23 protein-coding genes are annotated in these 25,876 nt (G+C 66.3%); 16 read left to right on the plus strand and 7 right to left on the minus strand.

Annotated elements, in window-relative coordinates; translation table 11 throughout:
• The 5 genes from IRZ77_RS02240 to IRZ77_RS02260 all read left to right on the plus strand — a co-directional run bounded on the left by IRZ77_RS02240 (nt 1) and on the right by IRZ77_RS02260 (nt 6,641).
• On the plus strand, nt 1–945 hold the full coding sequence (locus IRZ77_RS02240; protein WP_108481207.1) for a bifunctional OB-fold nucleic acid binding domain-containing protein/MaoC family dehydratase: 945 nt from the start codon (nt 1–3) through the stop codon (nt 943–945).
• Nucleotides 946–1,178: 233 nt separating this feature from the next.
• Nucleotides 1,179–3,581 (plus strand): efflux RND transporter permease subunit, encoded by a 2,403-nt coding sequence (locus tag IRZ77_RS02245; RefSeq protein ID WP_196172790.1) that lies wholly within the window; start codon nt 1,179–1,181, stop codon nt 3,579–3,581.
• Between the two features lie 123 nt (nt 3,582–3,704).
• The gene (locus tag IRZ77_RS02250) at nt 3,705–4,934 is read left to right on the plus strand and encodes a helix-turn-helix transcriptional regulator (protein WP_108481200.1); all 1,230 of its coding nucleotides are present in this window, start codon (nt 3,705–3,707) and stop codon (nt 4,932–4,934) included.
• A 93-nt stretch (nt 4,935–5,027) separates the two neighbouring features.
• Nucleotides 5,028–5,795 (plus strand): SDR family oxidoreductase, encoded by a 768-nt coding sequence (locus tag IRZ77_RS02255; protein WP_108481199.1) that lies wholly within the window; start codon nt 5,028–5,030, stop codon nt 5,793–5,795.
• A gap of 12 nt (nt 5,796–5,807) precedes the next feature.
• On the plus strand, nt 5,808–6,641 hold the full coding sequence (locus IRZ77_RS02260; RefSeq protein ID WP_108481198.1) for an SDR family NAD(P)-dependent oxidoreductase: 834 nt from the start codon (nt 5,808–5,810) through the stop codon (nt 6,639–6,641).
• Nucleotides 6,642–6,681: 40 nt separating this feature from the next.
• Here the strand turns inward: IRZ77_RS02260 and dmpG are convergent, their stop codons facing one another.
• The 4 genes from dmpG to IRZ77_RS02280 all read right to left on the minus strand — a co-directional run bounded on the left by dmpG (nt 6,682) and on the right by IRZ77_RS02280 (nt 10,331).
• Nucleotides 6,682–7,704: a 4-hydroxy-2-oxovalerate aldolase gene (gene dmpG / locus IRZ77_RS02265; RefSeq protein ID WP_108481197.1), complete on the minus strand. Its 1,023-nt coding sequence runs from the start codon at nt 7,702–7,704 to the stop codon at nt 6,682–6,684.
• A gap of 10 nt (nt 7,705–7,714) precedes the next feature.
• Entirely contained in the window at nt 7,715–8,635 is a 921-nt protein-coding gene (locus IRZ77_RS02270) for an acetaldehyde dehydrogenase (acetylating) (RefSeq protein ID WP_108481196.1), read from the minus strand.
• A 21-nt stretch (nt 8,636–8,656) separates the two neighbouring features.
• A complete protein-coding gene (locus IRZ77_RS02275; RefSeq protein ID WP_108481195.1) occupies nt 8,657–9,448 on the minus strand; it encodes a fumarylacetoacetate hydrolase family protein in 792 nt (263 codons plus the stop codon).
• 109 nt (nt 9,449–9,557) lie between these two features.
• Nucleotides 9,558–10,331, minus strand: coding sequence for a glucose 1-dehydrogenase (locus tag IRZ77_RS02280; protein WP_085677279.1), 774 nt, complete (start codon nt 10,329–10,331; stop codon nt 9,558–9,560).
• 192 nt (nt 10,332–10,523) lie between these two features.
• On the opposite strand from IRZ77_RS02280, the gene IRZ77_RS02285 reads away from it, so the two are divergent.
• From IRZ77_RS02285 to IRZ77_RS02305, 5 genes are read left to right on the plus strand one after another with little or no spacing between them, the layout of a single operon-like run.
• Nucleotides 10,524–11,711, plus strand: coding sequence for an acyl-CoA dehydrogenase family protein (locus IRZ77_RS02285; protein ID WP_196172792.1), 1,188 nt, complete (start codon nt 10,524–10,526; stop codon nt 11,709–11,711).
• 26 nt (nt 11,712–11,737) lie between these two features.
• Nucleotides 11,738–12,760 carry a ferredoxin--NADP reductase gene (locus IRZ77_RS02290; protein ID WP_108481193.1) on the plus strand — a complete coding sequence of 341 codons (1,023 nt, stop codon included), beginning with the start codon at nt 11,738–11,740 and terminating at the stop codon, nt 12,758–12,760.
• A 20-nt stretch (nt 12,761–12,780) separates the two neighbouring features.
• A complete protein-coding gene (locus tag IRZ77_RS02295) occupies nt 12,781–14,388 on the plus strand; it encodes a FadD3 family acyl-CoA ligase (protein ID WP_196172794.1) in 1,608 nt (535 codons plus the stop codon).
• Between the two features lie 45 nt (nt 14,389–14,433).
• Nucleotides 14,434–16,074, plus strand: coding sequence for a DUF1302 domain-containing protein (locus tag IRZ77_RS02300; protein WP_153670886.1), 1,641 nt, complete (start codon nt 14,434–14,436; stop codon nt 16,072–16,074).
• A 28-nt stretch (nt 16,075–16,102) separates the two neighbouring features.
• A complete protein-coding gene (locus IRZ77_RS02305) occupies nt 16,103–17,332 on the plus strand; it encodes an NADH:flavin oxidoreductase (RefSeq protein WP_196172796.1) in 1,230 nt (409 codons plus the stop codon).
• A 78-nt stretch (nt 17,333–17,410) separates the two neighbouring features.
• Here the strand turns inward: IRZ77_RS02305 and IRZ77_RS02310 are convergent, their stop codons facing one another.
• Nucleotides 17,411–18,244 (minus strand): alpha/beta fold hydrolase, encoded by an 834-nt coding sequence (locus IRZ77_RS02310; RefSeq protein ID WP_108481189.1) that lies wholly within the window; start codon nt 18,242–18,244, stop codon nt 17,411–17,413.
• 175 nt (nt 18,245–18,419) lie between these two features.
• Here IRZ77_RS02310 and IRZ77_RS02315 point away from each other — a divergent pair, with 175 nt between their 5' ends.
• The 3 genes from IRZ77_RS02315 to IRZ77_RS02325 are packed head-to-tail and all read left to right on the plus strand — an operon-like array spanning nt 18,420 to nt 20,574.
• Complete coding sequence (locus IRZ77_RS02315) at nt 18,420–19,154, plus strand: SDR family NAD(P)-dependent oxidoreductase (RefSeq protein ID WP_108481188.1); 735 nt, start codon at nt 18,420–18,422, stop codon at nt 19,152–19,154.
• A 14-nt stretch (nt 19,155–19,168) separates the two neighbouring features.
• Nucleotides 19,169–19,939 carry an SDR family NAD(P)-dependent oxidoreductase gene (locus IRZ77_RS02320; protein WP_108481187.1) on the plus strand — a complete coding sequence of 257 codons (771 nt, stop codon included), beginning with the start codon at nt 19,169–19,171 and terminating at the stop codon, nt 19,937–19,939.
• Nucleotides 19,936–20,574: a nuclear transport factor 2 family protein gene (locus IRZ77_RS02325; protein ID WP_108481186.1), complete on the plus strand. Its 639-nt coding sequence runs from the start codon at nt 19,936–19,938 to the stop codon at nt 20,572–20,574. The genes IRZ77_RS02320 and IRZ77_RS02325 overlap by 4 nt, the downstream gene beginning before the upstream one ends.
• A 131-nt stretch (nt 20,575–20,705) precedes the next feature.
• Here the strand turns inward: IRZ77_RS02325 and IRZ77_RS02330 are convergent, their stop codons facing one another.
• Both IRZ77_RS02330 and IRZ77_RS02335 read right to left on the minus strand, forming a co-directional pair.
• On the minus strand, nt 20,706–21,896 hold the full coding sequence (locus IRZ77_RS02330; RefSeq protein WP_108481206.1) for an acyl-CoA dehydrogenase family protein: 1,191 nt from the start codon (nt 21,894–21,896) through the stop codon (nt 20,706–20,708).
• A complete protein-coding gene (locus tag IRZ77_RS02335) occupies nt 21,893–23,053 on the minus strand; it encodes an acyl-CoA dehydrogenase family protein (RefSeq protein WP_196172798.1) in 1,161 nt (386 codons plus the stop codon). Before IRZ77_RS02335 ends, IRZ77_RS02330 begins: the two co-directional genes overlap by 4 nt.
• 232 nt (nt 23,054–23,285) lie before the next feature.
• Here IRZ77_RS02335 and IRZ77_RS02340 point away from each other — a divergent pair, with 232 nt between their 5' ends.
• From IRZ77_RS02340 to IRZ77_RS02350, 3 genes are read left to right on the plus strand one after another with little or no spacing between them, the layout of a single operon-like run.
• On the plus strand, nt 23,286–24,176 hold the full coding sequence (locus tag IRZ77_RS02340; RefSeq protein WP_196172800.1) for a VOC family protein: 891 nt from the start codon (nt 23,286–23,288) through the stop codon (nt 24,174–24,176).
• Between the two features lie 13 nt (nt 24,177–24,189).
• Nucleotides 24,190–25,065 carry a CoA transferase subunit A gene (locus IRZ77_RS02345; protein ID WP_108481184.1) on the plus strand — a complete coding sequence of 292 codons (876 nt, stop codon included), beginning with the start codon at nt 24,190–24,192 and terminating at the stop codon, nt 25,063–25,065.
• An 11-nt stretch (nt 25,066–25,076) separates the two neighbouring features.
• Nucleotides 25,077–25,874 (plus strand): CoA-transferase subunit beta, encoded by a 798-nt coding sequence (locus IRZ77_RS02350; RefSeq protein WP_108481183.1) that lies wholly within the window; start codon nt 25,077–25,079, stop codon nt 25,872–25,874.
• Nucleotides 25,875–25,876 lie beyond the last annotated feature (2 nt).

Genomic DNA, 25,876 nt, shown 5'->3' on the forward strand with positions numbered 1-25,876 from the left:
ATGTCTAACAACAAACCGATGCCCGTGGCGACCGAGATCTCCGCGCCGTTCTGGGAAGGGCTCAAGGCCCGTCGCCTGCTGATCCAGCAGTGTGGCGCCTGTGCCCAGTGGCTGTTCTACCCGCGTCGGCATTGCCCGGCCTGCCTGGCGCCGGACCCGGCGTGGCGTGAAGTGAGCGGCCAGGCGACGTTGTACAGCTACACCTTGACGCGCATTCCGACGCTGCCGGACTTCATCGATGAAATGCCTCAGAAGCTGGCGGTAGTCGAGTTGGCCGAAGGGGTGCGGATCAACACCACCCTGGTGGGCCTGGAGGAAGGCCAGATCAGCGTCGGCATGCCGTTGCAACCGGTGTTTGCCGAGGTCGATGCCAAGGGTACCCGGCTGCTGCGCTTCACCAGCCTTGAGCAGGACACCGCAGCGCTGGAAACGCCGCCGGTGGTCGAGGCGGTAGCGCCTGTCGAGGCGTCCGACAACCGCCTGAAGGTCGACTGCCAGGACCAGGCCGCGCTGCAGGCGCTGGTCAGCGAGCAGTACAGCGACTGGAGCAACAGCCTGCTGGTGGACCAGGCGCTGATCGATGCCTTTGCCGAACTCTCTGGTGATGACTACTGGATCCACACCGACCCTGAGCGGGCCCGGCGCAACAGCCCGTTTGGCGGCACCATCGCCCATGGCGCGCTGGTACAGGTGCTGCAATCGCGGCTGAAGCTGGCGCTGGGCTTCGAGATCACCGGCTTCACCACGCAGATCAACTACGGCTCCGACCGCTTGCGCTTCCCCGCGCCGGTGCCGGCCGGCTCGCGCATCCATGCCCGGGCCCGGCTCAAGGCGGTCGAGCTGAACCAGCGCGGCACGCAGCTGACCCTGGAGATCAATACCCATGTGGTCGGCCAGGAGCGACCGTCGGTGATCAACGACCTGGTGATCCTGTACCAGCGTTGAAGCCGGGCGCTGGATGGCACCGGCTTTGCCGGTGTTCGCCGCTAAAGCCGCTCCCACAGGATTATCTCGGCGTCCAGTCGTGCAATTTACCTGTGGGGCATGCCTACGCCGCGCCTGAAGGCGACAGGTCGATCGAGGCAAACCTTAGGCCATTTGGACGATGTTTCCCGATCGCCCCCGGCCGACTATCCCCATGCGCCCCGAAGTCGCGCTGGCCGAATGAGAGGCAAACCATGAAAAGAGCTGACTCCCGAACCGCGCGCTGTGTCGAGGCCACGGCCCAGGCGTTGATGAACGGGCGCAAAGGCCTGCTGTTGCTGTTCGTGCTGTTGACCCTGGGCCTGGGCTACAGCGCAACCCATACCCAGCTGGACCCGGGGTTCAACAAGCAGATCCCGGTACGACATGACTACATGGTCAATTTCCTGCGTTTCAGCCAGTACTTCACCGGTGCCAACCGTTTGCTCGTCAGCGTGCGCTGGAAAGGCGAGGGCGACCTGTACAACGCGCAATTCCTCGACACCCTGCGCAAGGTCACCGATGACGTGTTCTTCATTTCCGGGGTCAACCGGGCCAGCGTCACCTCGCTGTTCACTGCCAACGTGCGCTACATCGAGATCACCGAAGAAGGCTTCTACGGCGATGTGGTGGTGCCGCCACGCTTCAGTGGCAGCGCCGTCGACCTCGCCCAGGTACGCAGCAACGCCGCAGCCTCCGGGCAGATCGGCCGGCTGATCGCCAACGACCTGAAGTCGGCGATGGTGCGTGCCGACCTGCAGGACATCGACCCGCGGACCGGAAAGGCGGTCGACTATGTCGAAGTCGCCAGACGGCTCGAGGCCTTGCGCCAGAAATACGCCAGCGACGACATCGAAATCAGCGTGGTCGGTTTTGCCAAGCTGGTCGGCGATGTGGTCGAAGGCCTGAACACCGTGATCGGTTTTTTCGTCATTGCCTTCGCCATCACCGCGCTGCTGCTGTGGCTGTATGCCCGTTCCTGGCGCCTGACCTTGGTCGCACTGGTGGTGGCGCTGCTGCCGGTGGTGTGGCTGCTGGGCCTGTTGCCGCTGCTGGGGCTGGGCATCGACCCGATGTCGATCCTGGTGCCGTTCCTGATCTTCTCCATCGGCGTGTCCCATGCCGTGCAGATGACCAATGCCTGGAAGCAGGATGTGGTGGCAGGGGCCAGTGCCCGGCAGGCGGCGCAATCGGCGTTCTGCAAGATCTTCATCCCCGGTTCGCTGGCCTTGCTGATGAACGCCCTGGGGTTTGCCGTGATCATGCTGATCGACATCCCCATCGTGCATGAACTGGGGGTCACCGCCTGTATCGGGGTGATGCTGATGATCATTACCAACAAGCTGATGTTGCCGATCATCCTGTCCTGGCTGCGCTTGGAGCCTGCCACGCTGCAGAAGGCCCAGGCCAGCGAGGCCGGCCGCCATCGTTTGTGGTGGCGGCTGTCGGCGCTGGCCGAGCCGGGCCCGGCGCTGGTGGTGTTCGCCGTGAGCCTGGCCCTGCTGGTGGGCGGTGTCTGGAAGGCTCGCGAGCTGGCAGTGGGCGATATCGGCGCCGGGGCACCAGAGCTGCGCGGTGACTCGCGCTACAACCAGGACAATGCGCGGATCATCGGCAGTTACTCGATCGGCCTCGATGTGCTGTCCGTGTTCGTCGAGGTCAAGGGCGTGGAGGAAGGCTGCCTGTCGCCAGAAGTGATGCGCGCGGTCGAGGCCTTCGACTTCCGCATGCGTGCGGTCAGTGGCGTGCAGTCGGTGCAGAGCGTGGCCGGCATGGGCAAGCGGGTGATCGCCGGCAACAACGAAGGCAACCCGCGCTGGGCGGCCATCCCGGGTTCGGCACGCGGCCTGAGCCAGGGGGCGCGGGCCTACATGCCGGACGACGGGCTGGTCACCGAAGGCTGCCAGCAGATGCAGATCCTGGTGTTTCTTGCCGACCACGAAGGCGCCACGATCAGCCACGCCATCGGTGAAGCGCGGCGGATCATCGCCGATGTGCGCACGCCGAAGGTCGACTTCCTGCTGGCCGGTGGCAACGTCGGGGTCATGGCGGCCTCCAACGAGGCGGTCAAACGTGCAGAAGTGACCATGCTGGCGGCGCTGTTCGGCTCGGTAACGCTGTTCTGCTGGCTGAGCTTCTTCTCGCTGCGGGCAGTGCTGTGCATCCTCGTGCCCCTGGCCATCGTGGCCATCCTGTGCAACGCGCTGATGGCGATGCTCGGTATCGGCCTCAAAGTCGCCACCTTGCCGGTGATGGCCCTGGGTGTCGGGGTCGGCGTGGACTATGGCATCTACCTGTACGAGCGCATCCAGCATGAGATGGCCGCCGGCGCGGACCTGCGCGAGGCGTTCTACCTGGCCATGTGCCAGCGCGGCACCGCGGCGGTGTTCACCGCCCTGACCATGTCGATCGGCGTGTGTACCTGGGGGTTCGCACCGTTGAAGTTCCAGGCCGACATGGGCGTGCTGCTGTCGTTCATGTTCCTGGTCAACGTGCTGGGGGCGATCTTCCTCCTCCCCGCGCTGGCGGCCTGGTTCAACCGCGGGCGACCGTTGGTCGCCCGGCAGGCGGCAACCAGGCCGGTGCTGGTGGGCGAAAGCGCAGGAGACATCCGGTAATAAAAAATAAACCCTGGCGCCCTATTGTCGGCGCCAGGGCGGCCAGCGAGACTGTGCCGCGGCCACATCGCCAAATAAAAATAAGAAGGGGAGGCCAATGCCTGCCCGAGCGAGGAGAAGACTGTGGAAAAAGCTGTCTTGACCCATGATGCGCTGGCCGGACTCGGCTGCGACCTGGCAACCTTCGATCGCCTGGTCGGTGAAGTCTATGAAGGCGCCCTCGACCCCAAGCTGATGGCCCGTGCGCTGACCAGCTTCCGCACTCTGTATGCCGCCAACTACGCAACCTTGATCCTGCGTGTGCCGGACCAGCCGGACATGGGCGTGATGATCATTTCCGGCGACATCGAAGGTGCCGGGGACGTCAGCTACATGACCTACCCGCAAACCAACACGCCCTTCACCAACCAGCCACCGGACCATGTGTTCACGGTCGACGACGTCATGACCCCGGCCGAGTGGGAGCGCAGCGCCTATTTCAAGATGTTCTGCAGCCAGCAGGATGTATACCACGTGATGGGCGCCGACATTTCCACGCCCGACGGCGGCAAGCTGCGCTTTCGCATCACCCGATCCAGGCGTGAACCGAACTTCTCTGCCGATGAGCGCGCCCTGTGCGGGATGTTCCTGCCGCACCTGCGCCGGGCCCTGCAGGTGCACAACCTGCTCGACCGCAGCGAATCGCTCAGCGAGCTCTATTCCCAGGCCATCAGCCGCCTGTCGGTGGCCACCCTGGTGCTGGACGAGAGCGGCAGCGTGCTGCGGGTCAACCCGGTGGCCCAGGAGATTCTCGCCAGCGCCGACGGCCTGAAGCTGGTGGGCGGGCGGTTGGAGGCGACCTACCCCAGCGACAACCGCGAACTGCAGCGGCTGATTCGCGCCGCATTTTCCCCGGATGCGCCCAAGGGCGCCGAAGCGATGTCGGTGACCCGCCCCTCGGGCCTGGTCAATCTGGGCCTTGTGGTCGAGTCGATCCCCTCGCTGGACTGGGCCGATGAACGCGGCAAGCCGGCGGCGCTGGTGTACATCCGTGATGCGGCCAGCAAGTCGCTGGCCAGCGAGGTGGTAACCAAGCAACTCTTCAACCTGACCCGCGCCGAAACCGCGCTGGCCATGGAACTGGCCAACGGCCTGTCGCTGGAGGAGGCTGCCGAGGAACTGAACATCCGCCGCAATACCGCGCGGGCGCACTTGCGCTCGATCTTCTCCAAGACCGGGGTGCGTCGGCAGACCGAGCTGGTGCGCATCCTGCTCAACAGCGTGGTCGCCCTTGGCAAGCCCAAGGTAGCGCTGAAGGCACCCGAGCGCCTCAAGGTGCCGCTGCCGCAGCTGGCCGTGGCGCGCCGCGCCTGAGGCGCATCCAGGGCGCCAGCCGTAGTCCGCAAGGACGATGCTGGCGCGCTGGCCTTCTGCCGATACTGTACCGACCTATCCTGGAGATCGATCATGTCTGTTACAGCTATCAGCGGCAGTGCCTCGGGTATTGGTGCCGCCGTCGCCGCGGCGTTGCGTGCGGCGGGTAATGAAGTCATCGGTATCGACCGTGCCGATGCCGAGGTGGTGGCCGACCTTTCTACCGAGCAAGGGCGCGCGGCGGCGATTGCCGGGGTGCTCGAACGCAGCGGCGGGGTGCTTGACGGCCTGGTCTGTTGCGCCGGGGTCGGCGTGACCGCGCCGTCCTGCGGGTTGATCCTGGCGGTCAACTACTTTGGCGTGAGCCAGTTGCTCGAAGGCCTGCAAGGTGCCCTGGCTCGCGGTCGCAACCCGGCTGCGCTGGTGATCGGCTCGGTGGCCGCCACCCAGCCTGGCGCCGAGCAGCAGCCGATGACCGGCGCCATGCTTGAAGGCGACGAAACACGGGCGCTGGACCTGGCCAATGACCTTGGCCAGCCCCATCTGGCCTACGCCTGTTCCAAATATGCCATCACCCACCATGCACGAAGCCTGGCATCGGGCTGGGGCCAGCGTGGCATGCGCCTGAACGTGGTGGCGCCCGGCGCGGTGCAGACCCCGTTGCATCAGGCGTCGCTGGAGGATGCGCGTTTCGGCAAGGCGGTGCGCGAGTTCGTCGCGCCGCTGGGGCGTGCCGGGCGCCCGGAAGAGATCGCTGCGCTGGTGACGTTCCTGCAGTCCGAGCAGGCGCGGTTCGTCCATGGCAGCGTGGTATTCATCGACGGCGGTATGGACGCGATGGTGCGTGCGCCGCGTTTCTGACAAGGATCACCCATGAACAAAGTGGCCTTCATTACCGGTGCCAGCCGTGGCATCGGCCGTTCGGCGGCGCTGGCGTTTGCCCGTGCCGGTTACGATGTGGCGATCAGCGCACGCACGCTGGAGGAGGGCGAGCAACATCAGCACGCCCTGCGCGATGCAGCGGGGGCACCGCTGTCCGGCAGCCTCAATGGTACTGCCGAGGCAATCCGGGCGCTGGGCGCACGCGCCCTGGTGGTGCCGATGGACCTGCTCGACAGTGCCACGGCCGAGCAGGCCTGTGCGGCCGTGCTGTCCGAATACGGGCGTATCGATGTGCTGGTGAACAATGCCATCTACCAGGGCAATGACCTCAACTCGACTTTCCTGGCGCTGCAGCCGGACACCCTGGAACGGATGTTCAAGGGCTATATCCTCACGCCCTTGCTGTTGACCCAGGCGGTGGTGCAGCGGATGCTCGGGCAGGGCGGAGGGGTGGTGATCAACGTCACCTCAGGCGCCGGCGAGAGCGATCCACCGGTGGCGGCGGACAAGGGCGGCTGGGGTTATGCCTATGGCGCCGGCAAGGCGGCGGTGTCGCGGCTGTCGGGCATTCTGTCGACCGAACTGGGCGAGCAGGGGATTCGTGCCTATACCCTGAACCCAGGTGTGGTGACCACCGAGGCGCTGAAGGTGACCATCGGCGAGAAGGGGGTGATTGCCCTGCGCGCAGGTAGCGCTCCACCCGAAGTGCCGGCGGCGGTGATGTTGTGGCTGGCCACTGACCCGCAGGCTCCGCAGTACCAAAGGCGGACCGTGGCGGCGCAGGCCTTGGCGCTGGAGCACGGGATCGTCGCCGATTGGCGCTGAGGCTGGCACCGGCTTCGCCGGTGCCATACTCCGCTTAGCCTCAGGCTCGGCGCTTGGCCAGGGTCATCGCCGTATCTTCAATCATGTCTTCCTGGCCGCCAACCATCCCGCGCCGGCCCATTTCCACCAGGATCTCTCGCGCCGACACGCCATACTTCTGCTCTGCACGCTTGGCAAACAGCAGGAACGAGCCATACACCCCGGCATAACCCATGGTCAGTGCATCGCGGTCACTGCGGATGGGGAAGTCCATGATCGGTACCACCAGGTCCTCGGCCACGTCCTGAATGGCGAACACATCCACCCCGGTCTCGATCCCCATGCGCTTGCACACCGCCACCAGCACCTCCATCGGCGTGTTGCCGGCACCGGCACCCAACCCCGCGCAGGCCGCGTCGATACGGTTGGCGCCCGCGGCGATCGCGGCAATCGAGTTGGCCACGCCCATCGACAGGTTGTGATGGCCATGGAAGCCAATCTCGGTCTCCGGGCGCAGCGCGGCACGCATCGCCGCCACCCGCTCGCTGACCTGGTGCGGCAGCAGGTAGCCCGCCGAATCGGTCAGGTAGATACAGTTGGCGCCGTAGCTTTCCATCAACTTGCCCTGGGTAGCCAGGCCTTCGGGGCTGTTCATGTGCGCCATCATCAGGAAGCCCACGGTGTCCATGCCCAGGTGGCGGGCGTGGGCGATGTGCTGTTCGCTGACATCGGCCTCGGTACAGTGGGTGGCCACCCGCAAGGTACTCACGCCCAGGCCGTGGGCCATCTTCAGGTGCTCGACCGTGCCGATGCCTGGCAGCAGCAACGCCGAGACCTTGGCCTGCTTCATCAGCGGAATCACCGCCGACAGGTAGGCCTCGTCACTGTGCGCTGGGAAGCCGTAGTTGACCGAGCTGCCGCCCAGGCCATCGCCGTGGGTGACTTCGATCAGCGGCACGCCGGCGGCATCCAGGCCGCAGGCGATGCGCTGCATTTCATCGAGGCTGATCTGGTGGCGCTTGGGGTGCATGCCGTCGCGCAGGCACATGTCATGTACGGTAATGCGTTTGCCGTTGAGGTCCATGGTCGGCTCCTTAGGCCAGGGCAGTGGGGGCAGGGCGCAGCGTCAGCTCGCCCTTGAGGATTTCTTCGGCGTACAGCTCGGCGGTACGCGCCGCTGCCGCCGTCATGATGTCGAGGTTGCCGGCATAGCGCGGCAGGTAGTCACCCAGGCCCTCCACCTCCATGAAGATCGATACGCGCTTGCCGTCGAACACCGGGCCGTTGACCAGCCGGTAGCCCGGCACGTAGCGCTGCACCTGTTCGATCATGGCCTCGATCGCGGCGCGGATCGCTGGCTGGTCCGGCTCGTCGTCGGTCAGGCAGTGCACGGTGTCACGCATGATCAGCGGCGGCTCGGCCGGGTTGATGATGATGATCGCCTTGCCTTGACGGGCGCCGCCGACCTGTTCCACGGCACTGGCGGTGGTGCGGGTGAATTCGTCGATGTTCTTGCGCGTACCCGGGCCCACCGATTTAGACGCGGCGGTGGCGATGATCTCGGCATATGCCACCGGCTGCACGCTGGTCACCGCCGCGACCAGCGGGATGGTCGCCTGGCCACCGCAGGTGACCATGTTGACGTTCATCACCCCCAGCCCGAGATTGGCCTTGAGGTTGACCGGCGGCACGCAGTAGGGGCCGATGGCCGCCGGCGTGAGGTCGATCATCAGCACGCCGAGCGCGTTGAGCTTCTGGCTGTTCTGCGCATGCACGTAGGCCGAGGTGGCGTCAAAGGCGATCTGGATGTTGTCTTCCAGCACGTGCGGCAACAGGCCGTCGACGCCGTCGGCGGTGGTTTTCAGGCCCAGCTCGCGGGCCCGTGCAAGGCCTTCGGAGCTGGCATCGATGCCGACCATCCAGACCGGCTCCAGCACCTCGCTGCGCTTGAGTTTGTACAGCAGGTCGGTGCCGATGTTGCCCGGCCCGATCAACGCACATCGGATTTTCTTCATTTTAAACGCTCCACGCAAAGGTCAGGGCACGAAGCGCAGGCTGGACTGGCCCAACCCGCTCATGCTCAGGCTGATACGGTCGCCGGCGGCCACCGGTACCAGTGGCGCCAGGGCGCCGGAAAGAATGATTTCGCCACGGCGGAACGGGATGCCCAGTTCGCCCAGGGTGTTGGCAAGCCAGGCCACCGCCGCGCAGGGGTGGCCTTGTACCGCCGAACCCAGGCCGCCGCCGGCCGGCTGGCCATTCTTCAGCAGCTGCATCTGCACCTTGGCCAGGTCCAGCGTGCGCGGGTCGAGGCGTTGCGTGCCGAGGGCGAACACGCCGCACGAGGCGTTGTCGGCCACAGTGTCCTGAATGCGGATCTGCCAGTTGTCGATGCGCGAGTCGACGATCTCGAAGCACGGCATCACCGACTGGGTCGCGGCGAGCACGTCCTCGGCGGAGATGCCGGGGCCGTGCAGGTCTTCGCCGAGGATGAAAGCGATCTCGCCTTCGGCACGCGGCTGGATCAACTGGTGCCGGGCCAGGCTGACATCGCCGCCGTCCGCGACCTGCATGGCGTCGGTGAGAAAGCCGAAATCCGGCTGGTGCACGTCGAGCATTTCCTGCACGGCGCGGCTGGTCACGCCGATCTTCTTGCCGACCACCCGCTCGCCCAAGGCCTCGCGGCGCTGCAGGAAGGCCAGCGAGATGCGGTAGGCCTGGTCGAGGGTCAGGTCAGGGTAGCGGCTGGTCAGCGGTTGCAGGGTATGGCGGCCACGCAGGGCAGCGAACAGCTCGTCGCCGAGCGCGGTGATCAGATGGGCATCCATGGCTGGGCTCTCATTTCATTTCAAGGGGCAGCGTTTCAAGGGGCAGCTGCTTTCGGGAATAAAAAAAGCCGGCCCGAGCAAAGGGGAGGCCGGCTGAGGAAGCGGTGTGTCAGCCAACCCAGACGCTGGAGTCGGCACCGCCGTCGACATCGATGATCTTGCCGGTGACCCAGGCCGAAGCCGGCGAGGCCAGGTACAGTGCGGCGGCGGCGATGTCTTCGGGGCTGCCCAGGCACTTGAGCGGGGTGTTGGCCTCCATGGCCTGGCGCATGGCGGCCGGCATCACGCTGTTCAGCGCGGCGGTGAGGGTAGGGCCAGGCGCCACCGCGTTGACCCGCACCTGCGGCGCGAAGTCCTGGGCCAGCAGGCGGGTCAGGTGGCTGAGCGCCGCCTTGGCCGTGCCGTAGGCGCTGAAGTGGCGCTGGGAGTAGCGCGCTGCCACGGAGCTGATGTTGACGATGTTGCCGCCACCCGCGTCGCGCATCAGAGGCACGCACAGCTGGCAGAACGCGTAGGCGCTGGACACGTTGAAGCGCAGGATCTCGTCGAACTGCTCCGGGCTCAGGCCCAGCGGGTCGTTGGGGCCACCGCCACCGACATTGTTGACCAGGTGGGTGATGCGCCCGAGGTGCTCGTGGCTCTGGCGCACCAACGCCTGGCGCTGCTCGGCGTCGTTGACATCGCAGGCGAAGGCCAGGCCGTTGCGGCCCAGCGCACGCACTTCCTCGGCCACCGCCTGGACATCGTCCAACGAACGGGCAGCGCACACCACATCGGCACCGGCTTCGGCATAGGCCAGGGCAATGGCACGGCCGATGCCCCGGCCGCTGCCGGTGACGATTGCCACGCCGCCATCGAGGCGGAATCGCTGCAGGATGCTCATGACGGTCTCTCCTCATCAGGGCTGTCGATGGCACCGACTATGGTCACGCCGGCGGCCACCGGCATCGTCTCAACGGACTAGCGCCCAGGGCGCGCCGGCACTAGTCCGCTTTGACGATGATCGATTGCCTGGCCACACCGATGATCGATCCCAGCTCGCGCAGTGGCGCAGCGAGACCGGGAGAGACCAGTGATGTACAGCTTGCGAGAAAAGACCCAGGAAGAAGTCGAACTGATCGAACGGGCGCGGCGCATGGTGCCGCAGCTCAAGGAACGTGCGGCGCAGGCCGAGCGCGACCTGCGCATCCCCGACCAGACCATTGCCGAACTGCAGTCGGCCGGCCTGCTGCGCGCCCTGCAACCGCGCGCCTTTGGCGGCTATGAAGTGGACCCGCGAACCTTCTTCGAGATCCAGATGACCCTTGGTGAAGGCTGCATGTCGACCGCTTGGGTCTATGGCGTGATGGGCGTGCACCCGTGGCAGGTGGCGCGCTACCCGGTCGAGGCGCAGCGCGAGGTCTGGGAGCAGGACCACGGTGCGTTGATTTCCTCGACCTACATGCCGGCAGCCAAGGTCAGCGTGGTGCCGGGCGGCTACCGCATCAGTGGGCGGTGGGGTTTCTCCAGTGGCAGCGAGCACTGCCAGTGGGTGCTGCTTGGCGGCATCCTGCCGGCCGATGGTGACTTTGCCAGCGAGCACGGCACCTTTCTGCTGCCGCGCGCCGACTACCGCATCGAGCCCAACTGGGATGTGCTCGGCCTGCGCGGCACCGGCAGCCACGACATCGTGGTGGAGGATGCCTTCGTTCCGGCCCATCGCGTGCAGCGCACCAACAACTGGCAGATCGAGGCGACCCCGGGGCGCCTGGTGAACACCAACCCGATCTACGCGATCCCGTTCGCCCAGGTGTTCTCCCGTGCGGTCTCGACCTCGGCTATCGGCGCCCTGCAAGGGGCGATCGATACCTTCCGCGAAAACGCCGCCCGGCATATCGGCAAGCACGGTGCGCGCACCGCCGATGACCCGGTCGCGCAAACGGCGGTGGCCGAGGCAGTGATCACCGTCGACAGCCTGAAGCTTGTGCTCGAACGCAACTACGAGCACCTGATGCAACTGGCCCGCGCCGGCGAGTACCCGGACACCGAAACGCGCCTGCTGTACCGCTACCAGTCCTCCTACGTGACCAACATCTGTGCCGAACGCATCAGCGACTTGTTGCGCAGCATGGCAGCGTCGGGCCTTTACAACAGCAACCCGGTGGCGCGGCTGTTCCGCGACCTGCACCAGGCGCGCGGGCACATCGCAAACAACTTCATGGCCTACGGGCGCAGCTTCGGCGCGGTGCAGCTGGGCCTGCCCAACCCGGACCCGTTCGTCTGAGCCAGGTGACAGCGAGTACCTGAACCATGAATGACTATCTTGCCTTGCGTGTGGCGCGGGTGATCGAGGAAACCGCCGATGCCCGGTCGCTGGTGTTCGATGTGCCCGCGTCGCTGGCCGAGCGTTTTCACTACAAACCCGGCCAGTTCCTGACCCTGCGCGTGCCTTATGAAGGTGGCTGGCTGCCACGCTGCTATTCGCTGTCGAGCACGCCGCTGCTCGACGAGCCGCTGCGGGTGACCGTGAAGCGGGTGCGTGACGGGCGCGCCTCGAACTGGTTGTGCGAAGAGCTGCAGGAAGGCCAGACCCTGCAGGTGCTGCCGCCGGCCGGGGTGTTTGTGCCCCGCGACCTGCAAGGCGACCTGCTGCTGTTTGGAGGCGGCAGCGGCGTCACGCCGGTGCTGTCGATCCTGCGCTCGGCGTTGCTGGCCGGGCAGGGGCGCATCCTGCTGATCTATGCCAACCGCGACGAACAGTCGGTGATCTTCCGCGACGAGTTGCGCTTTCTCGCGGCGGTTCACCCGCAGCGCCTGCAGGTGGTGCACTGGCTGGACTCGGTGCAGGGCGTGCCGGCCGTGGCGCAACTGGCCGAGCTGGCCCGGCCGATGGTCGATGCCCAGGCGTTCATCTGTGGCCCGGGGCCGTTCATGGATGCCGCCGTACAAGCCCTGGCCAGCCTCGGCATGCCCAGCGCCCGCGTGCAGGTGGAGCGTTTCGTTTCGCTGCCGGGCGAAGGCGAGCTGCCCCAGGCCAGCCACAGCGAGGCGGCGATGGCCGCGAAGCTGGCGGTGCGCCTGGACGGCGAGGACCACGCCCTGGACTGCGCCAGCGGCGAGACCCTGCTCGATGCCATGCAGCGCGCCGGCCTCGACCCGCCCAGCGCCTGCCGCGTGGGCGGTTGCGCCTCGTGCATGTGCACCCTGGAGAGCGGCGCGGTCGAGCTACTGCACAACGACGCCCTGGATGCCGACGAGCTGGCCGAAGGCTGGATCCTGGCGTGCCAGGCCGTGCCCACCAGCCCGGTGCTGCGTATCCGCTTTCCCGAGTGATGCCGATGAGTGAGCCTTGCATGAACCCGAACTCCGCTACCACCCACGAGCCGGCCGCTGCGCCGGCCACCATCGCCCGCCTTCTGTTCGACAGCGCGCAACGCTTTGCCGGCCATGTCGCCATCGAGGAGCATGGCGAATGCCTGGATTACGCCGACCTGCCAGAGCAGGTGTTGCAGGTGACCCGCGGGCTAATGGCGCTGGGCATCCAGCCGGGCGACCGGGTCGGCCTGTGGGCGCCCAACAGCCGCGAGTGGATCCTTGCCGCGCTGGGCATCCACTGCGCCGGCGCGGTACTGGTACCGGTCAACACCCGCATGAAAGGTGCCGAAGCCGCCGATGTGCTGGCCCGTAGTGGCTGCCGGGTGCTGTTCGTGCAACAGCGCTTCCTCGACGTCGACTACCCGGCGCTGCTCGCACCCCATCGCCCAGCGACCCTGGAGCACCAGGTGATCTTCGCCTGCGACCAGGCCGCCGTCGCCCAGGACCTGAGCCATGAGCGCTTTCTGCTCGGCGCCGCGACCATCGAGCGGCTGACAGCCAGGCGCCGCGCCCTGAGCATCCAGCCGGAGGCGATCTGCGACCTGCTGTTCACCTCGGGTACCACCGGCAAGCCCAAGGGCGTGATGAGCGCCCATGGCCAGAACCTGCGGGCTTTTGCCGAGTATGTGCGGGTCCTGGGGCTGGTGCCGGGCGACCGTTACCTGATCGTCAACCCGTTCTTCCATGCCTTTGGCTACAAGGCCGGCTGGCTGACCTGCCTGATCGCCGGGGCGACCATTCTGCCGCACGCGGTGTTCGATGCCGAGGCAGTGTTCCAGCGCATCGCCCGCGAGCGCATCAGCGTGCTACCCGGCGCGCCGACCCTGTACTTGTCGCTGCTGGCCCACCCGCGCCTGGCTGAAACCGACTTGTCCAGCCTGCGCGTTGCCGTGACCGGCTCGGCGAGCATCCCGCCCAGCCTGATCGAACGCATGCGCAGCGAGCTGGGCTTCAGCGTGGTGACCACCGCCTATGGCCTGACCGAATGCGGTGGCCTGGCCACCCTGTGCGACCCAAAGGCGCCGGCCGAGGTGATTGCCAGCACCAGCGGGCGGCCGTTGCCGGGCACCGAAGTGAGCATCCGCGATGCCGCCAACCGGGCCGTGGCCGAGGGTGAAACCGGGGAAATCTGCCTGCGCGGCTTCCACGTCATGCAGGGCTACTTCCAGGACCCGGACGCCACCGCTGAGGCGATCGACGCCGAAGGCTGGTTGCACACCGGCGATGTCGGGCGCCTGGACCCGCAAGGCAACCTGGCCATCACCGACCGCCTAAAGGATATGTACATCGTCGGCGGCTTCAACTGCTACCCGGCGGAAATCGAAGCGGCACTGCTGGCCCACCCGGCCATTGCCCAGGTGGCGGTGATCGGCATTGCCGATGCACGCATGGGGGAGGTGGGTTGCGCCTGCGTGGTGCTGCGCGAGGGGCAACAGCTCGATGAGCAGGCGCTGATCGGCTGGAGCCGCGAGCGCATGGCCAACTACAAGGTGCCGCGCCAGGTGCGGTTTTTCACGGCGTTGCCGCTGAACCCGTCGAACAAGGTCGCCAAGAACGACCTCAGGCATGCCGTGGCCCAGGCCTGAATGTTCCGCCCACGGAGAAAAACAATAACAACAAAGGAGAACAGCATGTCTACCGCGAATACGGGCCTGGCCCGGCGCTGCTGGCTGGCCGTGGCCATCGGCCTGGCCAGCGCAAGTGCGAATGCCGGGCCGACCCTGGAGCTGGGCGAGGACACCACCTTGGACTCGTCGCTCACGGTCAACTACACGGCGTCGATGCGTACCGCCAAGCAGGCCAACCAATACCTCAACGACATCAACAATGACGACGGCACGCGTAACTTCAAGCGCGGTTCGCTGATCACCAACCGTCTCAGCCTGTTCGGCGAACTGCGCCTGCGCCATGACAATGTCGGCGCTGTGGTCCGTGGCAGCCACTTCTACGACGATGTCTACCACGAGCGCAACGCCAACGACTCACCGCTGACGGTGAACAAGGTCGGCCGCCCCGACGGCTTCGTCGAAGATACCCGTCGCCTGAGCGGCAGCAAGGCGCGCCTGCTCGATGCCTACGTGTACGGCAATTACACGCTGGGCGAAATCCAGTACCTGTCGCTCAAGGCCGGTCGCCACCTGGTGGCCTGGGGCGAGAGCCTGTTCTGGGCCAACATCAGCCAAGGCCAGGCACCGGTGGACGCGACCAAGTTCAACGTGCCGGGCACCGAGGCCAAGGACGCCTACCTGCCGGTGGGCCAGGTGTCGGCCTCGTGGTCGTTGAACGAAGACCTGGCGCTGGTCGGCTTCTACCAGTACGAGTGGGAGAAGACTCAGCTCAACCCGGTGGGCGACTACTTTGGCAGCGACTACTTCGGCCCGGGCGCGGAATTCTTCCGGCTCAATACCGGGGTCATCGACAGCCTGCCGGACAAGCGTTTCACCGGCGTCAACTATGCCGGCGAGGTCAAGCCGCGTGACGGCGGCCAGTGGGGCATGGGCGTGCGCTACCGGGTCACCGAGAACACCGAGCTGGGGCTGTTCCACTACCGCTACCACGAGCGGGTCGGCTCGCTGTACTTCGACTTCACCGGGCAGACCCAGTACTCGTCGAACTCGCGCATCAGCGCACGCGCCAACACCGGCGCGGCGCCGGCCTACCGCCTGGGCTACTTCGAGGATGTCGAGCTGACCGGGGTGAGCTTCAGCTCCAAGGTCGGCGATTCTGTGCAGTACGCCGGTGACCTGAGCTACCGCAACGGCGCCTCGGTGTACCTGAACAATGGCGCACCGACCACCGGGCAGATCTGGCAAGGCAACCTCAACGCCTCGTACATCCTCGGCCCGAGCTGGCTGGCCCAGCAGACCACCTTCATGGGTGAAGTGGTGCACCAGTACATCGAGGGCGTCGACACCCTGGTCATCACCGGGGGCGGTGCAGGCGTCGATGGCCGCTTCGACGACTTCCAGTCCAAGACCCAGAGCCGTGGCTCGACCCTGCTGGGCGTAGGCGCCTACATGGACTACCCGTCGATTGCCGACGGCCTGGACCTGACCACCCGCGTGGTCTGGCAGCAGAACGTCGACGGCAGCGCCTACCAGGGCCTGGGCCGTGCCGAGAAGCGCCTGACCGTCGGCGGCGACTTCAAGTACCTGGGCAACTTCCAGGTCGGCCTGACCTACGTGGCCTACCTGAGCTCCCCGGACGTCGCCCAGGGCCGCCTGCTGGCGGACCGCGACTACCTGTCGTTCAACGCCAAATACACCTTCTGAGCCCAGTAAAACCAGAACGAGGCCTGACATGCACCAGAACCCCGATCGATCGCCGTTCAGCCCGGTCAACATTGGCCCGCTTACCCTGAAAAACCGCTTCATCAAGGCCGCCACCAACGAGGGCATGAGCGCCCAGGGCGTGCCGTCCCGGCAACTGGCCAAGCTGCACGCGGGCCTGGCCAGTGGCGGCGTTGCGTTGACTACCGTGGCCTACTGCGCGGTCAGCCGCGACGGCCGCACGCTGCCCAACCAGCTGATCCTGGAACGTGACAGCCTGCCGCACTTCAAGGCCCTGACCGATGCGGTGCATCGCGAAGGCGGCAAGGCCAGCGCGCAGATTACCCATGGCGGCTGTTTCACCTTCATCCGCGAGCGCTCCACGCCCAGGCCGCTGTCGGCCAGTGGCGGGTTCAACAAGATCGGCATGATGAGCGGCATGTTCCTCAAGCAGGCGATGAACGAAGCTGACATGGAGCAGGTAGTGCGCGACTTTGCCCAAGGTGCACGGCTAGCCCGCGAAGCCGGTTTCGACGCTGTGGAAATCCACATGGGCCACGGCTACCTGCTCAGCCAGTTCATCTCGCCGCTGTACAACAAGCGCCGCGACCAGTACGGCGGCAGCCTGGAAAACCGCCTGCGCTTTCCGCGCCGGGTGCTGCGGGCGGTGCTGGATGCCGTGGGCCAGGACCTGGCGGTGGTGTGCAAGTACAGCATCACCGAGGGCGTGCGCGCCGGTAACAGTGCCGAGGACGGTGCACAGATCGCCCGCATGCTGGAGCAGGAGGGCGCCCACCTGCTGGTACTGAGCGCCGGGATGAACGCCGAGTCGATCACCACCATGTTCGGCTCGTCGTTTCCCAAGGAAAACCGCGTGCAGCAGAAGAACCCGGTGATTGCCCTGGCGATGGCGCTGCAACGGCGCATGGACCCGGTGGTGGAGTTTCGCGAGCTGTACCTGCTCGAACACGCGCGCAAGGTGCGGGCGGCGGTGAAAATGCCGCTGGCCTACCTGGGCGGGGCCAAGAGCCTGGCCAGCATCGAACAGGTGATGGCCGAGGGCTTCGACCTGGTGGCCATGGGGCGGGTGTTGATTGCCGAGCCGGATTACGTGAACAAGCTGGCCAGTGGCGCGAGCCGCAACTCGATCTGCACGGCGTGCAACCGCTGCGTGGCGATGATGTATACCCCCGGCGGGACCTCCTGTGTACTGGGGCAGCCGGGGGATGCCCAGCTCAACAGCCAGCGCGCTGCTGGCTGAGTACGAGCGAAATCTTGTGCGACCTCTGTGGGAGCCGGCAAGCGCGGCTCCCACACGTACAACGTAATCCTGTCCTTGTCAGCCGTGCTGCAGGAACTCCAGGCAGCTGCGGTTGAATAGCTCGCGGTGTTCCACCTGTACCCAGTGCCCGCAACGGTTGAGCACGATGAACCGTGCCTGGCGTGCGCCATCGATGATGTACCGGGCGCCACTGACCGGGTTGAAGTTGTCGTTGCTGCCCCAGAACCCGAGGATCGGGCACTCGATCTCCCCCAGGCGCGCACGCATGTTCGGCACCAACATTGTGCTGAACAGGTTCTTCGGCTGGGTCACCGCCACAGCCACCCGCTCCAGCAGCAGCTCTTCCGGCAGGATCGAGTCATCGAACAGCTGCAGGCGCATCATGCTGCGCATTTCCTCGAGGCCAATCGGGCCGGCATTGAACAGCCCGACCATGCGCTGGATGCCCGGCATCTGGAAGTAGGTTTCGCGCTCTTCGACGCCACCGGGTGCCAGCAGGATCAGGCGTTCCACCAGCTGTGGCCGGCGCAGGGCCAGGCCCAGGGCGATGGCGCCGCCCAGGGAGTTACCGAGCAGAGTGCAGCTGCTGATGCCGAGCTGGTCGAGCAAGGCGGCCACGCAATCGACAAAGAAATCCAGCTCGTAAAGCACATCTTCAGGTTTGTCCGAGCGGCCGAAGCCTGGAAGGTCGAGCAGGATGTTGCGATAGCCGGCCGTTACCAGTTGCGGGTAGTTGCCCTTGAAGTTGCTGAAACCGCTGGCACCCGGGCCGCTACCGTGCAGCCACAGCACCACCGGGCCTTGGCCTTCGTCCAGGTAATGCAGGCGCAGGCCGTTGGGCAGGGTGGCGTAATGGCCGGTGGGCAAGGGCAGGTCGACGGGTTGGTTCATGCCGGTTCTCCAGTTCGCGGATGGGGGAGGGTCGATCCTGTCCCGCCCGGGGCGTGCCGGCATCGTCCATCCGGACCAAGAGGTGCGCATGGCGCTAGTCCTATCGGACGATGTTCGGCACCGGCTGGCGCCCAATGATGGTGAAAACCAAAAAGCGTCAACCAAGGAGAACGCTATGAAACTGCAGAACAAGGTGGCCTTCGTCACCGGTGCCGGGCAGGGCATGGGCCAGGCCATCGTGCGCCGCTTCGTCACCGAAGGGGCCAAGGTGGTGGCGGTCGACCTCAACCAGGCTGCGCTTGCCGCCAGCCTTGCCGACCTGGGCGAACAGGTCCTGGCGCTGGGCTGCAACGTCGCCGATGCCGCGTCGGTGGCCGATGCCATGGGCCAGGTCGAAGCGCATTTCGGTGGGCTGGACATCGTCGTCAACAACGCTGGCGTCGGCGCCCTCGATGCCTTCCTCGACACGCCGGACGACAGCTGGGCACGGGTGATCGGGGTCAACCTGGGCGGCACCTTCCTGTGCTGCCGTGAAGGCGCCCGGCTCATGCTCAAGGGCAAGCGCCAGGGGGTGCTGATCAACCTGTCGAGCACCGCCGCGCTGACCGGCGAAGGGCCGAGCCACTACTGCGCCTCGAAGGCCGCAGTGATGGGCCTGACCCGCTCGATCGCCCGTGAACTGGCGGCGCAGGGCATCCGCGTCAATACCCTGGTACCGGGCCCGACCAACACGCCGATGATGGCTGGCATTCCTGATGATCACATGCAGGCGCTGCTGAAGAACGTGCCGCTGGGGCGCATGTGCGAAACCGACGAGATCGCCCGGGTGGCGGTGTTCCTGGCCAGTGATGATGCCAGCTTCATCACCGGGCAGAACATTGCCGTCAACGGCGGCATGGCCTTTATCTGACAGGAGAGCGACTGATGAGCAAACGTCTGCAAGGCAAGATCGCCTTTGTCACCGGGGCCGGCTCCGGCATAGGCGAGGCGACCGCACTGCGATTTGCCGAAGAAGGCGCCCTGGTGGTGCTGTGTGGGCGCCGCCGCGAGCCGCTGGAAGGGGTGCGCGAGCAGATCCTCGCCCGCGGCGGCTGCGCCGAGGTGGCGGTGGCCGACGTCAGTGACGAAAAGGCCTATGTTGCCGCACTGCAAGCCACCGCGCAGCGCCACGGTGGCCTCGACATCCTGGTCAACAACGCCATGGCTTACACCTGGGGCGGCATCGCCGGCATGAGCACCGCCGACTGGCATGCTAACTTCGCCACCACCGTGGATGGCACCTTCTGGGGCACGCGCACAGCGATGCAGCTGATGAAGGGCAAGGGCGGCTCGATCGTCAACATCGCCTCGATCTGCGGCCTCTTCGGCACCGCCTGGATGGCCGGTTACTCTGCCGCCAAGGCGGCGGTGATCAACTTCAGCCGGGCCGCGGCCAGTGAAGGCGCGGTGGACAATATCCGCTGCAACGTGATTATCCCCGGGGTGGTGGACACCCCGGCGACCGCGGGCATGCTTGGCGACGCCAGGGCGCGGGCCAATACCGAAAAGGTCATCCCGATGCGCCGGGTCGGCCTGCCGCAGGAACTGGCCAATGCCATCCTGTTCCTGGCCAGCGATGAGGCCTCGTACGTGACCGGGGCGAGCCTGGCGGTGGACGGCGGGCGCGGCTCGGACCTGTACACGGTGCTGGAATGACGGCCCTTGAAAGCACCGCGCTGCTGCAGCGCATCGACCGCCTGGAGTCGCTGGACGCGATCCGCCAACTGGCAGGCAAGTACGCGCTGGCTTTGGACATGCGCGACATGGACGCCATGGCCAATTGTTTTGCCGAGGACGTGAGGGTCGGCCGCGACAAGTTCGGCCGTGCGCACCTCAAGGCCTGGCTAGACGAAACCATGCGCAAGCAGTTCCACGGCACCTCGCACCACCTGGGCCAGCACATCATCGAATTCAGCGATGCCGACCACGCCACGGGCGTTGTTTATTCGAAGAACGAGCATGAGACCGGGCCGGAGTGGGTGATCATGCAGATGCTGTACTGGGACGATTACGAGCGCATCGATGGGCGCTGGTGCTTCCGCCGGCGGTTGCCGTGCTATTGGTACGCCACTGACCTGAACAAGCCGCCGATAGGTGGCTTGAAGATGCGCTGGCCGGGGCGCGAGCCATATGCCGGGAGTTTCCACGAGCTGTTCCCGTCGTGGGATGCGTTCTGGGCCCAGCGGCCCGACAAGGATGCCCTCCCGCAGATTGCCGAGCCGGCGCCGCTGGAGGGTTTTCTGCAGGCCATGCGGCGGGGGGCAGGGGACCCGAAGATTCGCGTTCGCTAACTGCAAAGGGGCTGCTGTGCAGCCCATCGCCGGCAAGCCGGCTGCCACAGGAACGCCACAGGTCTTGAATACTGTGCGGTGTCTGTGGGAGTTGGCTTGCCGGCGATGGGCCGCGAGGCGGCCCCAGGGTTTCAGCGCCCCTTCACCTCGCGCGGCATGCCCAGTGCCCGTTCGGCAATCACATTGCGCTGGATCTCGTTGCTGCCGCCATAGATCGTGTCAGCCCGGGTAAACAGGAACAGCGATTGCAACCGGCTCAACCCGTAAGGCGCGCTGTCCAGCACTTCGGCCGCATCCCCCAGCACATCCATGGCCAGCTTGCCCAGTTCGACATGCCAGTTCGACCAGGCCAGCTTGTAGATCATCGCTTCACGCGCCAGGCTGCCGTCCTGCGGCCCGGAGAGCATGCGCAGCGAGTTGTAACGCAGCACCTTGAGCCCCGACCAGGCTCGTGCCAGGCGCTGGCGCAGCAGCGGGTCGCGGGCGGCGCCATTGGCGCGGGCGATGCGCAACACCTCCTCGAGTTCGTTATGGAACTGCATCTGCTGGCCCAGGGTCGACACGCCACGTTCGAAGCCCAGCAGGGCCATGGCGATCTTCCAGCCTTCACCGGGCTGCCCGACCAGGTTGTTTGCCGCAGTTTCGGCCTGGTCGAAGAACACCTCGTTGAACTCGCTGGTGCCGGTCAGCTGCTGGATCGGCTGCACGCGGATGTTCGCCTGATCCATGGGCACCAACAGGAACGACAGGCCCTGGTGGCCGACGCTGCCCGGCTCGGTCCGAGCCAGCACGAAGCACCAGTCGGCCTCATGGGCCAGCGAGGTCCAGATCTTCTGCCCGCTGATCAGCCAGCGCTCGCCGCTGGCGTCGAGGCGGGCGCGGGTCTGGACGTTGGCCAGGTCCGAGCCCGCGCCAGGCTCGGAATAGCCCTGGCACCAGAACGCTTGGCCCTGAAGAATGCCCGGCAGCAGGCGCTGGCGTTGCTCGGGCGTGCCGAACGCGGCGAGGGTAGGGCCGACCAGCCCTTCGCCAATATGGCCCATGCGCCCGGGGCCGCCGGCGCGGGCATATTCCTCGTGGAAGATCACCTGCTGGCTGATGCTCAGGCCACGCCCACCGTCTTCCGCTCGCCAGCCCACCCCGACCCAGCCACCGCTCGCCAGTTCCCGCTCCCAGGCTTTGCGCTCGGCAGGGAAGCTGTGTTCGTCGCCAGGGCCACCACGAAAGCGCAGTTGCGCAAATTCACCCTGCAGGTGCGCCGCCAACCAGCCGGCGACCTCCTGGCGGAATGCTTCGTCTGATTTGCTGAAACCGATCTTCATGCGCATGCTCCCAGCAGTTCGGTGGCCAGGCATTCACGGTGCCAGGCCGGGTTGCCCAGCAGCTGTTCGCTGGCCCTGGCGCGTTTGAAGTACAGGTGCGGGTCGTATTCCCAGGTGAAACCGACCCCGCCGTGCAACTGGATGGACTCGGCCGCACAGTGGAAGAACGTCTCGCTGGCATGGGCCTTGGCGGTGGCTGCGGCGGCGAGCAGTTCGCCGCGCACCATCGGGTCACCATCTTCGGCCAGATATTCCCGGGCTACGCAGGCGGCGTACCACACCGCCGAACGGGTGCACTCGATGTGCAGCATCATGTCGGCGCAGCGGTGCTTGATGGCCTGGAAGCTGGCCACCGAGCGGCCGAACTGGTGACGTTCCGCGGTGTAGGCCAGGGTCAGGTCCAGCGCCTGCTGGGCACCGCCGAGCTGTTCGGCGGCCAGGCCAATGGCGGCGATACGCTGAGTGGCCTGCAGCAAGGGCCAGGCCTGGTCGATGGCGCTTACTCGCTGGGCCTCGCTGACAGGAACCTGTTGCAACTCGATGCGTGCCAGCCGGCGGGTCTGGTCGAGGGTATGTAACGTTGTACGTACCATGCCAGGCGTGTCGGTCGGTACGGCGAACACGCTGATTCCGTGTTCACCCGCACTGCCCGGGCGGCGGGCGGCGATCAGCAGCAAGTCGGCCTGGGCGCCATCGACGACCTGGGTGTGGCAGCCATCGAGGCGGTAGCCGTCGCCATCGGGGCGCACTTCAGCCTGCAGCTGCGCGGCCTCCAGTGGGCAGGCCAGGGTGGCGTGCAACTGGCCGCTGGCGATGGCCGGCAGCCAGCGGGCTTGCAACGCGGGGTTGTCGGCCAGCAGCAGGGCCGGGGTGGCCAGGCAAGTCGTGGTGAACAGTGGCGAGCCGAGCAGAAAGCGCCCGCATTGCTCCAGCAGCACGGCCAGTTCGACGAAGCCCAGGCCCATGCCACCGTAGGCCTCGGGCACCAGCAGCGCTGGCCAGTACAGTTCCTGGCCAATCTGCCGCCACAGTTCGGGGTCGTAATCGGCAGCACGGCTCATGCCCGCGCGTACCGCGTGTGAATCGCTGGCCTGGGCGAGGAAACGTTCGGCGCTGTCGCGAATCAGCAACTGTTCCTCGGTGAAAGCGAACTCCATAGGGGGCATCTCTAGGCTGGTGGGGCTGCAGCGCAGCCCCGGGGTTCAGGGAGACAACACCGCGAATCTAGGGCTGGGCCACGCACTGCGAATCATTGAAACGGACTAGGCTCAGCCCACTGCGGGCCCGCTGCGCCACGCATTGCGCTTAGTCTCAACGGACGATGAGCAAGGCGTGGGCGCTTTGCACAATGTTCGCCAGGCAACCCATCGAGCCTGGAGGAACATGGGCATGATCGACATACGTGGTTTGAGCTACTTCGTCGCGCAGATCGAAAACCTTGGCCAGTGGCAACGCTATGCCGAAGAGGTGCTCGGCATGCAGGTGCAGGCAGCCCCCGGCGGCGGCCTGTACGTGAAGATGGACGAGCGGCCCTACCGCATGCTGGTGGTCGAGGGCGATTCGCCGCGCTACCTGGCCAGTGGTTGGGAACTGCCCGGCGAGCTGGCCTTCGACCAGGCCCTGCAGCACCTGGAACGCTGCGGCGTGTCCTGGCAGGTCGGCAGCCGTGCTGCAGTCGAGCAGCGCGGCGTGCAGGCGCTGGTCACCATCAGCGACCCGTCCGGCAACCAGCACGAGCTGAGCTGGGGCCACCGCTCAGACTGCCAGCCGTTCATCTCGCCACAAGGGGTACCGCGTTTCGTCACCGGTGACATGGGCCTTGGCCACACCGTGCTGCCGGCGCCGGACTTCGATGCAACCCTGGCTTTTGCCAAGGACGTGCTCGGCTTCGGCCTGTCGGACATCTTCAACTTCCGCCCAGACCCGTCGGCGCCGCCGGTGCGTATCCACTTCCTGCACTGCGCCAATGCCCGCCACCACAGCCTGGCACTGGCCGAGTACCCGGTGCCGTCCGGCTGCGTCCACGTGATGGTCGAGGTGGACTCGATGACCGAGGTCGGCCGCGCCCATGACCGCCTGCAGGCCCACGGCGGGCAGCTGTCGGCAACGCTCGGCCAGCACCTGAACGACCGCATGACCAGTTTCTACATGAAGACACCGTCCGGCTTCGACCTGGAGTACGGCTATGGCGGGCTGCAGGTCGACTGGGCCGAGCACTTGGCCTTCGAGTTCACCCGCGTGAGTATCTGGGGCCACGACTTCTCGGTCGGCCGCCAGTAAGGAGCAGTTGAGCATGAACAAGCAAATGACCAGTGCCGATGCCGTCGCCCAGTTGCGCGACGGCATGACCATCGGTTTTGGTGGCTGGGGCCCGCGGCGCAAGCCGATGGCCATCGTCCGGGAAATCCTCCGCTCGCCGGTCAAGGACCTGACCGTGGTCGCCTACGGCGGCCCGGAGGTCGGCATGCTGTGTGCGGCCGGCAAGGTGCGCAAGCTGGTGTTCGGCTTTGTCACCCTCGATGCTATCCCGCTTGAACCCTACTACCGCAAGGCCCGTGAGGCGGGCGAGCTGGAGCTGATGGAACTGGACGAGGGCATGTTCCAGTGGGGCCTGCGCGCGGCGGGCATGCGCCTGCCGTTCCTGCCCACCCGTTGTGGCCTGGGCACCGATGTGACGCGGCTCAACCCGTCGCTGAAGACCGTGCGCTCGCCCTATGACGACGGTGAGGTGCTGCTGGCCATGCCGGCGCTGGAGCTGGACGTGGCGTTTCTGCATGTGAACGTCGCCGACCGCCTGGGCAATTGCCTGGTCACCGGCCCTGATCCGTACTTCGACCACCTGTTCGCCCGCGCCTCCAAGCAGTGTTTCGTCTCTTGCGAGCGCCTGGAAGAGCGCCTGCAACTCGACGCCGAGCAGGCCCGCGGCAACACCTTCGAGCGTTACCTGGTGACCGGCGTGGTGCATGCTCCGCTCGGTGCCCACCCGACCTCTTGCCCGTCGGACTACGGCTGGGACCTGGAGCACCTCAAGGGCTATGTCGCCAGCGCCCAGGAAGAGGGCGGCTGGCAACGCTATGTCGAGGCCTGCGTGGCCGGCGGCGAACAGGCCTACCAGGCGTACAACGGCGGCGCCGCGCGCATGGGCGCCTTGCCCCTTCCCGTGTTCTGAGGATTCCCTGTATGACAGCCACCCAAGAATTCACCCTTGCCGAACTGCTGATCGTCGCCGCCGCCGAAGCCTGGCGCGGCAATGGCGAGATCATTGCCTCGGGCCTGGGCGTGATTCCGCGCTTGGGCGCCAGCCTAGCCAAGCTCACCCACAGCCCTGAGCTGCTGATGACCGACAGCGAGGCGTTCCTGGTCGAGGAGCCTATCCCACTGGGCCCGCGTGGCGAGCAGGCGCCACGCTACAGCGGCTACCTGTCGTTCGAGCGGGTATTCGAATGCGTCTGGGGCGGCCGCCGCCACGCCATGATCGGGCCGACCCAGGTCGACCGTTGGGGCCAGACCAACCTGTCCTGCGTCGGCGACTACCACAAGCCGCGCACCGCGATGCTCGGCGTGCGTGGCTTGCCGGGCAACAGCATCAACCACCTGAACTCGTTCTTCGTGCCCAACCACAGCACCCGGGTGTTCGTCAGTGGCGAAGTGGACATGGTCTCTGGCGTCGGTTTCAAGGCAGAGCGCTGGCCTGAGGGCGCACGCCGCGACCTGATGGACATCCGCCATGTCATCACCGACCTGTGCACCCTGGACTTCGACGGCCCAGGCCGCGCCGTGCAGGTGCGCACCCTGCACCCGGGCGTGAGCTTCGATGAGGTGCAGGACAAGACCGGCTTCCCGTTGCTGCGCTCGGCGCAGTTGCGCGAGACCGTGCACCCGAATGCCGAGCAACTGGCGCTGATCCGCCGTCTCGACCCCCATGGCCTGCGTGCCAGCGCGATCAAAGGCAACCCGCCTGGCATCCGCGCCGCCTGAGG

Origin of the sequence: Pseudomonas pudica (assembly GCF_015680405.1) — a bacterium.
GTDB lineage: Bacteria > Pseudomonadota > Gammaproteobacteria > Pseudomonadales > Pseudomonadaceae > Aquipseudomonas > Aquipseudomonas pudica.